Here is a 13,752-nt window from a genome sequence, read left to right as displayed (position 1 = left end):
ACGGCGGAGACCGGCATGTGCGCTGAGCCTAACCCTCGGCCCGGGTGCCACTGTGTCCAACTTTGCAACAGTGCGATCCGGGCTCCGTGCGCCACGATCAGCGGCGTATCCAGCGCAGCAGCAAGGAGAATCTCATGAGCGGTACCGAACACGACGGCTTGTTCATCGGCGGGCAGTGGGTCACCGGCAGTGGCGAGGCCCGCATCGAGGTGGTGAACCCCAGCACCGAGGCCTACCTGGGCAGTGTCCCGTCGGCCACCCGCGCCGACGTCGACCGCGCGGTGCAGTCGGCGCGAACCGCTTTCACCGACCCGACCGGCTGGGCCACCTGGACCCATGCCGCACGGGCAGCGGCCATGCGCCGGTTGGCCGACGTCATGGAGCGCCGCGGCGCCGAGATCGCGGAAACCGTCTCGAAGCAGAACGGGATGCCGATCTCCATGTCCTCCGCACTGGAGGCGGGGTTTCCCCCGATCCTGCTGCGCATGTACGCCGACACCGTCGAAGCCCTGCCTCAGGTCACTCGACGCCCGGGCATGCTGGGCGGAGAGTTCGAAGTGGTGCGCAAGCCGATGGGCGTGGTCGCCGCGATCGTGCCGTGGAACTTCCCACAGGCCCTCGCGATGACCAAAATCGCCCCGGCCATCGCCGCCGGGAACACCGTGGTGCTCAAGCCTTCGCCGGAAACCGTGCTGGACTCGATCATTCTGGCCGAATGCCTCGTCGAGGCGGAGATTCCCGCAGGTGTGGTGAACATCGTCCCCGGTGGTCGCGATATCGGTGAGCATCTCGTCGCGCACCCCGGCATCAACCGCGTCGCGTTCACCGGCTCCACCGCGGCGGGACGATCGATCGCGCAAGTCTGCGGACAGCTGCTGCGCCCGGTCTCCCTGGAACTCGGCGGCAAGTCGGCCGCGATCGTGCTCGATGACGGCGATATCGCGAACTCGATCGAAAGCCTTTTCGGCGCAACTCTTTTCAACAACGGCCAGACTTGTTACCTCAGCACCCGAGTGCTGGCGCCGCGCAGCCGCTACGAGGAAGTCGTGGACACCCTGGCCGGGCTGGCGCAGCAAGCCGTCGTCGGTGATCCGCTCGATCCGGCCACGATGATCGGGCCCATGGTGAGCAGCCGCCAGCGCGAACGCGTCGAGGGCTACATCGAGCGAGGCAGCGCCGACGGAGCCAAACTTGTCGTCGGCGGCACTCGCCCCGACCGCGAAGGCTGGTTCGTCTCCCCCGCCGTCTTCGCCGGCGTCGACAACAACCAAGAACTCGCCCGCGAGGAAGTCTTCGGCCCGGTCCTGGCCGTCATCTCCTACGACGACGAGGAACAAGCCGTCGCCCTCGCCAACGACTCGGACTTCGGCTTGGGCGGCACCGTCTGGTCTCAAGACCCCACTCGCGCAAGGGCTTTCGCCGAGCGCATCGAAACCGGAACCATCGGCATCAACCGCTACCTCCCCGACCCCGCCGCACCCTTCGGCGGCATCAAGGCCAGCGGCATCGGCCGCGAACTCGGACCCGAAGCTGTCGAAGGCTACTTCGACCTGCAAACCATCTATCTGTAAACCCTTCGCGCACAACATGTTCGGTCGGGACGACCGGTAGCGCAGCGTAACCACGCGCTCACCGGCATGTCAGCTCGTTACCAGCACTGAGATGGCCGCTACCTGTTGATCTTCCGCAGGCCCACGCGAGCCGTTCCGGGTCGCCCGCCGTGGGCGCGGGATCAGTCGGAAATGGATGGTTTGCCCGTCCATCTCCGTGCGGAACTGCGGGTAGCGGTTCAACTCCGCCTGGTGAGCGCGTCAGTCGGACCCGTCGGCCGATGGCTATCATCTTCCGATGGTGATCAGTCGGTGCCGTTGCCGATCGTGGCATCGCATCGATGGGGGTGGCAGGGCGTGAGCGAGACCATCTGGCATGGTGATGCGCTGATCCGCCCGGGACTGCTGGCGTTCTCCGGATCGATCGGCCCGACCGGCACGCACGCGCATCACGCTGTGCAGGTGATGCTCTCGCAGACCGAGATGGTGGTCGCCGACGAGTCGGGGCGCTCGCACTGTGGCCGGCAGGTGATCGTGGCGGCGGATGCGGCGCACCGGATCGAGCACGGTACCGAGTTCGGCATCGCGGTCTTCCTCGAACCCGAATCCGCGGCGGGCCGCACTGCCGAGCGGCGTTGCCGAACTTACGGCTGGACAGCAGGCCCGCCGCTGAGCGCTGAAATCTTGCGCCCGGATCGGTTGCTGAGTGACTACATCACCGAGCTACTCGCCGGGTTGACACCCGATCTCGCCCCACTCGCGCGCCATCAGTCCGTCACTGCCGCCCTCGACGTGATCCCCGGAATGCTTTCGCACGGCCCGGTCCGCACCAGCGATGTCGCACGGCGGGTAGGTCTGTCCACGACGCGGTTGACGCACTTGTTCAGTGCTCAAGTCGGGCTGCCGTTACGTCGATACGTGTTGTGGACACGGATTTCGACTGCGATCGCCCGGGTTGCCGCCGGTGACGACCTCACCGCCGCCGCGCACGCCGCAGGCTTTTCCGACAGCGCGCACCTGACCCGCACCTGCCGCGAGACCTTCGGTTTGCCGCCATCCGCGCTGACCAGAAACATCCACCTCGGAGCCGGGTGAGGCGAACCCGGTCCAGCCGAATCGTTCAAGCTCTACCCCGGCATCGGCGGCCAAACTCGGTGCCGTGAACACAATTACTGCACCCACCGAAACGCTCGGCCGGCGGCTCGCCCGCTATGGGTACGTGCCGTTGATGATGCTGGGGATCGGCGGCACCGCGATCGCGCTGGCCCGCACGCCGGCGGCCCCGCTGTGGCTACTGCTGCTCGTACTGGTCGGGATCGGCTTGTCCTTCGTGGTCGAACGGATCATCCCTTATGCCGGAGACTGGAACACCTCACACAACGACGCCGGACGTGACGCCGTGCACGGCGTGATCAACGAGGGCGGGTTGTTGCTCACGGTGTTGGTGGTGCCGATCGCGGCGGCGCTGTCGCCGTTGCAGTCGTTCTGGCCCGATTCCTGGCCGCTCCCGGCGCAGGTGCTGCTGGCGGTGCTGGTTACCGACATGGGAATCACGTTGGTGCACTACGCAAGTCACAAGATCGGCGTGCTGTGGCGGTTTCACGCCGTCCATCACAGCGTGCGTCGCTTCTACGGCTTCAACGGCCTCATGAAGCATCCGCTGCACGGTGGTGTCGAGTTGCTGGCGGGCACGCTGCCGCTGCTGCTGCTCGGTATGCCCGCCGTGGTGGCCGAGGTATTGGCGGTATTGATCGCGGTGCAGTTGCTGTTGCAGCACTCCAACGCCGACTACCGGGTCGGCCCGCTGCGCTACGTGCTCGCCCTCAACGAGGGACACCGTTTCCACCACCTCAAATGGGCCGGGATCGGCGACGTGAATTTCGGCTTGTTCACCTTGATCTGGGATCACCTGCTCGGCACCTTCTCCTTCGATCCACAGCGCCGGTTCACCAGCGACGACCTCGGCATGGCCGCCAAACCGAACTACCCCGACGCCTATCTCGCTCAACTAGCCGAGCCATTCCGCCCCAGCGGCGCCTGCACATTCACCGACAAGCCCGAAATCCGTACCGAGGCAACCCGAGCCGCGCTAGCCGAGCCCGATAGCAGACACTGAGCCTGCGCCCGGCCGCTCTACTCCAGGAAACGCGGGATGATGCCGATCCTGTATGCAGCGCCGGGCCTACTCGGCGGATTCGAGGAGGGACTGCATCGTGCGGCCGATCGAGGCCATCGGTTCGTCGCGGTCGAAGTCGGCGTGGGGGTGAGCGACTTCGAATGTCTGGATGACGCCGCCGAGGTGTGGCCGCCACAGCTGCGTCAGTCGATCTGTTGCCGCCGCAATGGAATTCCCGTCGGCGTCGACGGTCGCGCAGAATATCGTGGCGTCGCCGGCGAAGAACGGTGAGTCGTATCGGTAATACAGCTCGATATTGTTGGTGATCATTCTGGATAGTCGCTCGGTCAGGTCGGCTACCTGCGACTCTGCCAGTTGATCGCCGAGCCGATCCGACATCCAGCTGGTGAACGCTTCTTTCATCTCGTCCTGGTCGATTTCCGGGGGTGCGTCCGAGGCTTGCGCGGGTTGGGGGTCCAACAGGCCGAGGAAGCCGACCTCGAAGCCGCGACGGGAAAGTTCGGCCGCCACGGCGTGCGCCACCGCACCGCCGTGGGACCAGCCGAGCAGGTGGAATGGCCCGGCACCCTGCACGAGCAGGATCTGCTCGACGTAATCGTGCACCATTTCCTCGAACGACTGCGCCATCGGCTCGCCGTCGAAGCCGCGCGATTGCAGGGCGTACACGGGGCGGTCGGGTAGGTGCCTGCCCAATTTCCGGTAGCCCCAGCCATGTCCGCCGCCCGGGGGTGCGCACCAGATCGGTTTCCGCGAGCCGGAACTCTTCAATATCAGCACCGGATCGAAGTGGTAGGCGGTCAGCTCGTTGTCGAGTTGTCCGGCCAGCTCGGCCGGTGTCGGTGCGGTGAACACCACCTGGATCGGCACCTCGACGCCGAGGACCGCCCGGATCCGGCTGACCAGCCGGGTCACCAGCAGCGAATGCCCGCCCAGGGCGAAGAAGTTGTCGTCGATGCCGACCCGGGCCAGCCCGAGCACCTCGACGTACAGCGCGGTCAGCGTCTGCTCCCGTTCGGTGCGCGGGGCCTGGTAGTCGGCGGTGGCGACGAATTCCGGATCGGGCAGCGCCGCTCGATCCAGCTTTCCGTTGGCGGTCAACGGGAACTGCTCCAGCACCAGCACCGCCGCCGGGACCATGAACTCCGGCAACCGCGACAGCAGGAACGCACGCACGCCCGCGACCAAGAGCCCGCTGGATGGGTTGTTGGTGTATCGCGACGGATCGGATGACGGGATCTGCGCAGTGAATACCTCGGTGAGGTGTGCGCCATCGGTGATCGCGGGGTCGAGGAATACCGCGTCCATGCGGTCCGGTCGCGCCGACCAGGTGACCGCGGTGGTGAATCCCAGCCGCTCGCCCAGCACGTGCAGGTCCTCCGGAAGCAGTGCTGCGCCGGACCGTTCGGGCAGTATCGCTTCGGTGCCGAGCAGGCCGGTCTCGCCGGTGACGTGCTCGCCCGCCAGGAGGCAGCGTGCGGCAGCGACGTCGTCGACCAGTCCCGCGTGCGGGATATCGGTGATCCGGACCGAGCCGCCGCGATGGGTTTGCAGTACCGCTTCCAGCGAATGGCGGTCGCGGAACTCGACGTGCGGCGCTGCTGCCACGGATATCGCCTGCGCCGGGGCTTTCCGGAGCACGACGTCGTAGCGGTACCGCGTCAGCTCATTGACTGCCGATCCCCGTTTGAGCTCGACGTTCACCACCGCGATCTCGTCGTCGCGACCGGCCAGCGCAGCGAAGTATTCGGGAGCCACCAGGAGCTCCTGTTCGGCAGATATGCTGCGGCGCACTCGTTCCCGCATCGTGCCGGGGTCGTCGCCGGCACTGCCGCGCGCGATCGCCACTCCGGTGGCGAACTGCTCGATGAGCGCGAGATTCCTGATGTCGCCGAGGAACAAAGCCCCACCGGGCGCCAGCAACCGCAAGGCGTGCCCGATGACCCGCCGCAGATACTTCTCGCTCGGGAAGTACTGCACCACCGAGTTCACCACCACCGTGTCGAAGGAGCCCTCGACCAGCCCGGTGACATCATCAGCGCCTTGCACACGCAAAGAGACCCGATCAATCCACTCGGCACCTGAATCTCGAAGTCTCCGTTCCAGTTCCGCGATCGTCGCGGCAGAGAAGTCCGTAGCCCAGTACTGCTTGCACTCCGGTGCCAGCTCCGCCAGCAGCAAGCCCGATCCGACACCGATCTCGAGCACCCGTCCCCCGCCGAGCTCCCGGATCCGCCGCACCGTGTGTGCTCGCCATTCCCGCATCTGCTCGATCGCGATAGCGGACCCGGAATAGCTGCTGTTCCAGCCGCTGAAGTCCGCGCCGAAGTCGGCCTGCTGCCCGGACTCGGCACCGGAGTACAGGTCCTCGTACACCCGGCGCCACTGCTCGACCAGCTCTCCCTCACCGTGGCCGACCTCCGCATCGGAGGTGGAACCGCCTGCGGCGGAGGCGGACTCGGCGGGCACGACGTAACCGACCAGCTGCTTGCCCAACTCCCCCGCTTCACGCGCGACCACTACCGCCTGCGCGACCAACGGATGCGACACCAGCACTGATTCGATCTCGCCCGGCTCGACGCGGAATCCACGGATCTTCACCTGGTCATCGGCGCGACCGACGAACTCGAGCACACCTGCGCGGGCCCACCGCACCAGATCGCCTGTGCGATACAGCCGTTCACCCATCGAACCGAACGGATCGGCGACAAACCGGGCCGCCGTCAAACCCGGGCGGCCGTGATACCCGCGCGCCAATTGCGCACCGCCCACATACAACTCACCGGCTACCCCGACCGGAACCGGCGACAGCCCCGAATCCAGTACGTAGGCGCGCAGATTCGGCAGCGGCGCGCCGATCGGCATCGCTGCGCCCACCGAGGCGGCGGATGCCACGGCCATGGCCGCGAACACGGTTGTCTCCGTCGGCCCGTATCCGTTGACGACCTCGACGCCCGGGATGCGAGCGCGGGTGCGTTCGACCATGGATGCGGTCAGTGGCTCGCCGGCGAAGATGATGGTGCCGGCGTCGATGGTGGTGTCGGAGTGGTTCAGTACTTCCGCGAAGGCCGAAGGCACCGTGCTGATCATGCTGCCGGACCAGTTGTCCTGCTCGGCGAGCACCAGGACGTCACGGACCACGTCGACGGTCCCGCCTGCGCACAGTGGCGCGAAGATCTCGACGACGGAGACGTCGAATGCCGTAGAGGTACTTGCCAATACCCGGGACAGTCCGTCGGTGCCGAGACGGGTCACTGCCGCACCGACGTGGTTGACCATGTTGCGGTGGGTGATCGTCACGCCTTTGGGGATGCCGGTGGAGCCGGAGGTGTAGATCAGGTAGGCGAGGTTGTCGCCGTGCAATCCGGTGACCTCGGGTCGGCCGCCGCCAGTCTCGCAACGACTCATGAGTAGCCGCTCAGTTCCGTTGCCGGGCAGAACTTTTGCGGTGGGCTCGTCGGTGACCAGCACAACGGGCGCGGCATCGGCGAGCATGAACTCCAGTCGTTCGACCGGATACTCCGGGTCCAGCGGCAAATAGGCGCCACCGGCCTGCAACACCGCCAGCAATGCCACGATCAACTCCGCCGACCGCGGCAGCGCTACCGCGACGACACCGTCGGGACGCACACCACGCCCGATCAGTTCGTGGGCCAGACTACCGGCCCAGGCATCGAGTTCCCGGTAGGTCAATGTCACCGCGCCGGACACCACGGCGACCGCGTCCGGCGTTCGTGCCACCTGGGACCGGAACAGTTCGGGAACTGTCGTGTGCGCGACCGGGGCTTCGGTGTCGTTCCAGGCGTGCAGAATCTGCTGGCGCTCGGCTTCATCGAGGATCTCGACGGATCCGACCGTGCTTGCCGGGTCGGCGGCGAGCTGACCCAGCACCCGCACGAACCGTGCCACCATCGCGTCGATGGTTTCCCGGTCGAACAAGTCCGTCGCATATTCGACGAAACCGCCCCACCCGCTGCCCGACCCGGCCGGGGTATCGACGATGTTGAAGAACAGGTCGAATCGCGCGGTGCCCGTGCCGAGCGCGACGGGCTCGATCCGTGCGCCCAGGAATCCCAGATCAGGCAGCTCATTGTTCTGCAAGGCCAGCGACACCTGGAACAGCGGATGGTGCGCGGGCGACCGCACCGGATGCAGCAACTCGACCAGCAGCTCGAACGGCGCGTCCTGATTCTCGTAGGCCGCCAAGGCTTTCTGTTTCACCTGAGCCAGCAGCTCGGCGAACGACGCGGTCGGCAGCACCGTCGTGCGCAGTACCCAGGTGTTGACGAAGAACCCGACCAGATCGGACAGGGCCTCGTCGGTACGCCCGGCAATCGGCGAACCGATCGGAATGTCCTGCCCCGCACCCAACTTCGACAACAGCACCGCCAACGCCGCCTGCAACACCATCGAGACCGTGGTGTCTTCTCGACGCGCCAGCCGTTCCACCAGTGTGCGAGTTCGCGCGTCGATCTCCAGCGGAACGGCGTCGCCGCGATAGGTGGCGACCGGCGGACGCGGCCGATCGGTCGGCAATCGCAGCACCGCGGGCAGCCCGGCCAACTCGTTACGCCAGTAGTCGAACTGCCGCGAGATCAACGACTCCGGATCTTGCCGATCCCCCAGCAACTCGTGCTGCCACAGCGTGTAGTCCACGTACTGCACCGGCAACGGCGCCCAGTCCGGGGCCGACCCCTGTGACCGAGCGGTGTACGCGGTCACCAGATCCTGGAACAACGGTGCCAACGACCACCCGTCCCCGGCGATATGGTGCACCACGAGCAGCAGCACGAATTCTCTAGGTGCACAACGGAACACACTCACCCGCAGCGGAATCTCGGCAGCCAGGTCGAACCCGTACCGTGCCGCCTCGCCCGCTCTCGCTGCGAGTTCGGCGTCCGCCACCTCCGACACCACTACGGGCACCACAGCGGCATCGACATCGAGCACCCGCTGCACCGGTACCCCGGCCACGTCCGGGAACACCGTGCGCAACGCCTCGTGCCGACCGACCACGTCGGCCACCGCGGCCCGCAACGCCGGCACATGCAACGCACCGGTCATCCGTAGCGCGATCGGGATGTTGTAGGTCGCCGACGGACCCTCGTAGCGGTGCAGGAACCACAACCGCCGCTGCGCGAACGACAACGGCACCTGCTCCGGCCGCCGCACCGCAAGCACCGCGGGCCGCACTCTGGCACCGCCGTCGAGCTGTTCGGCCAGCGCCGCGGGCGTGGGCGCCTCGAACACCACCCGAATCGGCAGCTCGACGCCGAGCACGGCCCGAACCCGGCTCACCAATCGGGTCGCCAGCAGCGAATGCCCGCCGAGATCGAAGAAGTTGTCATCGATACCGACCCGCGCCACCCCGAGCACCTCGGCGAACAAGCCCGCCAGCGCCTGTTCTCGTTCGCTGCGCGGCGCCCGGTACGCGGCCTCGGACCCGAACTCCGGATCCGGCAGTGCCGCCCGATCCACCTTCCCGTTCACCGTCAACGGCATCGCGTCCAATACCACCACCGCGGCCGGAATCATGAACTCCGGCAGCCGGTCTGCCACGAACCGCCGCAGACCGGCGGTCAGCAGGCCGAGGTGCGGTTTGCTGGTGTACCGCGCCGGGTCGGCCGGCGAGTCCGGCGCGGTGAACACGTCGGTGAGGTGTTCACCGTCGACGATCGAGGCATCGACGAATATCGCTTCTACACAGTCCGATTGCGCCGACCAGGTGACCGCGGTGGTGAACCCCAGCCGCCTGCCCAAAATATGCAGATCCTCGGGCAGCAGACCGGCCCGATCCGCGGTTGCGGGCAGTATCGTCTCGATGCCGAGCAGACCTTCCCGGCCGGCCACCGGCCTGCCCGCTCGAATGCGGCGGGTGGCCGCTACCGCGTCGACCAACCCGGCGTGCGGGATGTCGGTGATCCGCACCCGGCCACCGCGGTGCGCCTGCAGCACGGATTCCAGCGCGGCACGGTCGGCGAAGCGCATGCGTGGTGCGTCCGCCACCGACAAGGCCTGCACCGGGGTTTTCCGGAGTACGACGTCATAGCGGTATCGGGTCAACTCGTTGACCGCGAACCCCCGCTTGAGTTCGACATCCACTACCGCGATCTCGTCGAGGACGTGGCTCAGCGCCGCGAAGTACTCCGGTGCCACCAGCAGCTCTTGCTCGGCGGAGATGCTGCGGCGTGCTCGTTCCTGCACACCGGCGGCGGTATCGCTACCGCCGCGGGTGATCGCCACCTCCGTGGCGAACTCCGTGAGCAGGGCGAGATTCCTGATGTCGCCGAAGAACAATGCGCCGCCGGGGGCAAGCAACCGCATCGCGTGCTCGATGACCCGTCGCAGATAGGCTTCACTCGGGAAGTACTGCACCACCGAGTTCACCACGATCGTATCGAAGTAGCTCTCGGGCAGCCCGGTGACATCGTCGGCGCCCTGGACGCTCAGCGAGACACGATCGACCCAGTCGGCTGCCGAATCCGCCAGTCCGCGAGCTAGTTCCGCGATCGTGGCCGGTGCGAAGTCGGTGGCCCAGTACTCCTTAGCTTCCGGTGCCAGTTGCGCGAGCAACAGCCCCGAGCCGACGCCGATCTCGAGCACCCGTCCGAGACCCAGCCCCTGGACGCGCCGCACCACCGCGGACCGCCACTCCCGCATCTGCTCGATCGCGATCGCGGACCCCGAATAGCTGCTGTTCCAACCGCTGAAGTCCGCACCGAAACCGGCTTGCTGCGCGGACTCGGCGTACTCGGCACCCCCGTACAAGTCCGCATAGACCCGACGCCACTGCTCGACCAGCTCTTCCTCGCCGGTTCCGGAATCGGCGGAGTCGGTGGGCACTACATAGCCCACCAGCTGTTGACCCCGCTCCCCCGCGGCACGCGCGACCACCACCGCCTGCGACACCAGCGGATGCGATGCCAGGACCGATTCGATCTCACCGGGCTCGACCCGGAACCCACGAATCTTCACCTGATCATCGACCCGACCGACGAAAACCAACTCCCCCGACGCGGTCCAGCGCACCACATCGCCGGTCCGATACAACCTTTCGCCGTCCGCGCCGAAGGGATCGGCGACGAACCGCGCTGCCGTCGATCCGGCCCGGCCGTGATACCCCCGCGCCAGTTGCGCACCACCCACATACAACTCGCCGGCCACCCCGATCGGCACCGGCGACAGCCCCGAATCCAGCACGTAGGCCCGCACATTCGACAACGGCGCACCGATCGGCACCGACTCACCGGCCTGGCCGTGCGACGCGACGCACAGCGTGGCGAACACCGTCGTCTCCGTCGGCCCATACCCGTTGACCACCTCGACGTCCGGATGGATGGCATGCACAGCGCGGACCACCGCGGCGGAAAGCACCGACCCGCCCGCGATCAGCTGTCGCAGCGGCGCGAAAGGGTTGTCCCGCAACGGCTGCGCGTACTCCACCAGTGCGGGCAGCAGCGCCGGGGTGGTGAACATCCGCGTCACGCGATGGGCCTGGATCAGCCGCGCCATCTCCCCGATATCCGAACGCTGCTGCTCGGCCAGCACCAGCGTGCCGCCTCCGGCCAAGGTCGGCCAGATCTCGTAGGTGGAGCCGTCGAACGCTATCGACGAGTGCACCAAGGTCCGGTCGTCGGGCCCGATCGACCACGCTTGGCGCACCAGGTTCACCACATTGCGGTGGGTGGTGGCAACGCCTTTCGGGAGGCCGGTGGAGCCGGAGGTGTAGATCAGGTAGGCCAGGTTGTGGCCGTGCAACGTGCCGGCGATGCCGGGCCGGCCGGTGTCGGTGCGGCTGATCGCGGATCGATCGATGAACAGCCGGGGAATCCCGCTGTCGGGCAGAGTTTCCGCCGAGGCCGCATCGGTGATCAGCACGACCGGTGCCGCGTCGGCGAGCATGAACTCGAGCCGTTCGACCGGATACTCCGCGTCCAACGGCAGATACGCGCCACCGGCTTTCGAGACCGCCAGCAACGCCACCACCAACTCCACCGATCGCGGTAACGCCACCGCGACCACGCGGTCCGGCCCTACGCCACGCCAGATCAGCTCGTGGGCAAGATGGTTGGCCCGGACGTCGAGTTCCCGATAGGTCAATTGCTGCGCACCGCACACCACGGCGACCGCGTCCGGTGTTCGAACGGCCTGATCTCCGAACAACTCCGGCACCGTCTGGTGCGGCACCGCGACGGCCGTGTCGTTCCAGACCCGCACGATCCGTTGCCGCTCCGCCGCGTCCAGCAGCTCGACAGACCCGACGGTCACCGCGGGATCAGCGGCAAGCTGTGCCAGTACCCGGACGAATCGCGCCGCCAGCACTTCGATGGTCGCCCGATCGAATAGATCGGTGGCGTACTCGATGAACCCGCGCCATCCACTGTCGGAACCGGCGTCGTCGGCGATGCTGAAGAACAGGTCGAACCGCGACGTCCCCGTCGCGACCGGGACACTCTCGATCCGCGCTTGCGCCAACCGCAGGTCCGGTAGCTCGGTGTTCTGAAAGGCCAAGGACACCTGGAACAGTGGATGATGCCCGGGCGACCGCACCGGATGCAACAACTCCACCAGTAACTCGAACGGCGCGTCCTGATTCTCATAGGCCGCCAAGGCCTTTTCCCGAACCTGTTCGAGCAGTTCGGTGCCCGACATGGCCGGCGTGACCGTGGCCCGCAGTACCCAGGTGTTGACGAAGAACCCGACCAGATCGGACAGGGCCTCCTCGGTACGACCGGCGATGGGTGTGCCGATCGCAATATCCTGTCCGGCACCGGATTTCGACAGCAACACCGCCAACCCGGCCTGCAACACCATCGAGACGGTGGTCCCGGCCCGGCGCGCCAGCCGCTCCACCGCGCCGCGCGTGCGCGCGTCGATCTCCAACGGCACCACGTCGCCGCGATAGGACGCCACCGGCGGGCGCGGCCGATCCGTCGGCAGCGGCAGGACCGCAGGCAAGCCCGCCAATTCCGTCCGCCAGTAGTCGAGCTGCCGGGAGATCAACGACTCGGGATCCTCGCGATCCCCCAGCAACTCGCGCTGCCACAACGTGTAATCCACGTACTGCACCGGCAGCGGCTCCCACCCCGGAGCCCGGCCCGCCGACCGGGCCGCGTACGCCTGGGACAGATCACGCATCAGCGGCGCCAGCGACCACCCGTCCCCGGCGATGTGGTGCACCACCAGTAGCACTACGCACTCGTCGGGTCCGCTGCGGAACACGTTGACCCGCAACGGAATCTCCGAGGTCAGCTCGAATCCGTACTGTGCGGCCCGCAGCAGCGCCGCAGGCACGTCCGACGCGTCGAGGTCGTCGATCGACACCGGCAGCGCCACCTCGTCGAGGTCGAGCACCCGCTGACCTGGCACGCCGTCGATCTCGGCGAACACGGTGCGCAGGCTTTCGTGCCTGGCCACGACGTCCTCGACCGCCGCGCGCAACGCGGCCACGTCCACCACGCCCGTCAGTCGCACACTCATCGGCATGTTGTAGGTGGCCGATGGCCCTTCGTACCGGTGCAGGAACCACAGGCGCTGCTGCGCGAACGACAACGGGATCATCAGAAGGCCTCTCGGTTCATCTTGCGTAGCGCCGGGCGCCGGGATGTCGTCAGCTCCGCGCACCTGACCGCTAGTTCGGCGACGCTGGGCGCCGCGAACAGCTGCCGGATCGGCACGTCCACCGCGAGCGCGAGCCGGATCCGGCTGACCAATCGGGTCGCCAGCAGCGAATGCCCGCCGAGATCGAAGAAGTTGTCGTCGATGCCGACCTGTTTCCGGCCGAGCACCTCGGCGAACAGACCGGCCAAGACGTGCTCGCGCTCGTCCCGCGGCGCCCGATAGGCCACGGCGGACACGAACTCCGGCTCCGGCAGCGCGCGCCGATCCAGCTTGCCGTTCGCCGTCAGCGGCACCGCGTCCAGGATCAGCACGGCCGCCGGAACCATGAACTCCGGCAACCGATCCGCCACGAACCGGCGTAGCCCGACCGCGTCCACCGCGTCCCCGGCACCGTCGAGCACCACGTACCCGACCAGCTGCTTACCGGAATCACCGGCAGGCTCGCGG

At 67.2% G+C, this 13,752-nt stretch carries 5 protein-coding genes and 1 pseudogene (1 of these 6 running past the window's edge); 3 read left to right on the top strand and 3 right to left on the bottom strand.

Annotated elements, in window-relative coordinates; genetic code table 11:
- Window positions 1-134: 134 nt before the first annotated feature.
- Entirely contained in the window at window positions 135-1,571 is a 1,437-nt protein-coding gene (locus tag DBO33_RS17380; RefSeq protein WP_107660352.1) for an aldehyde dehydrogenase, read from the top strand.
- A gap of 69 nt (window positions 1,572-1,640) precedes the next feature.
- Here the strand turns inward: DBO33_RS17380 and DBO33_RS44700 are convergent.
- Window positions 1,641-1,799: pseudogene (locus tag DBO33_RS44700) on the bottom strand (hypothetical protein); the annotation flags it as partial.
- A gap of 108 nt (window positions 1,800-1,907) precedes the next feature.
- On the opposite strand from DBO33_RS44700, the gene DBO33_RS17375 reads away from it, so the two are divergent.
- Both DBO33_RS17375 and DBO33_RS17370 read left to right on the top strand, forming a co-directional pair.
- A complete protein-coding gene (locus DBO33_RS17375) occupies window positions 1,908-2,645 on the top strand; it encodes a helix-turn-helix transcriptional regulator (RefSeq protein ID WP_234390890.1) in 738 nt (245 codons plus the stop codon).
- 133 nt (window positions 2,646-2,778) lie between these two features.
- Window positions 2,779-3,666, top strand: a complete 888-nt coding sequence (locus DBO33_RS17370; protein WP_107660350.1) for a sterol desaturase family protein — start codon at window positions 2,779-2,781, stop codon at window positions 3,664-3,666.
- 66 nt (window positions 3,667-3,732) lie between these two features.
- On the opposite strand, the gene DBO33_RS17365 is transcribed toward DBO33_RS17370, so the two are convergent.
- Both DBO33_RS17365 and DBO33_RS17360 read right to left on the bottom strand, forming a co-directional pair.
- Window positions 3,733-13,245: a non-ribosomal peptide synthetase gene (locus DBO33_RS17365; protein ID WP_107655971.1), complete on the bottom strand. Its 9,513-nt coding sequence runs from the start codon at window positions 13,243-13,245 to the stop codon at window positions 3,733-3,735.
- A protein-coding gene (locus DBO33_RS17360; protein ID WP_107655970.1) for a non-ribosomal peptide synthetase crosses the window boundary here: on the bottom strand, window positions 13,245-13,752 show its end. The gene runs 17,714 nt beyond the window's last position; only the last 508 of its 18,222 coding nucleotides appear in the window; its start codon lies off the right edge, out of view — the gene reads right to left on this strand; it ends in the stop codon at window positions 13,245-13,247. The genes DBO33_RS17365 and DBO33_RS17360 overlap by 1 nt, the downstream gene beginning before the upstream one ends.

Source organism: Nocardia suismassiliense (genome assembly GCF_900269665.1).
GTDB lineage: Bacteria > Actinomycetota > Actinomycetes > Mycobacteriales > Mycobacteriaceae > Nocardia > Nocardia suismassiliense.
Note: the sequence above shows the minus strand (reverse complement) of the source record. Positions and strands in the feature narration are given on the sequence as shown.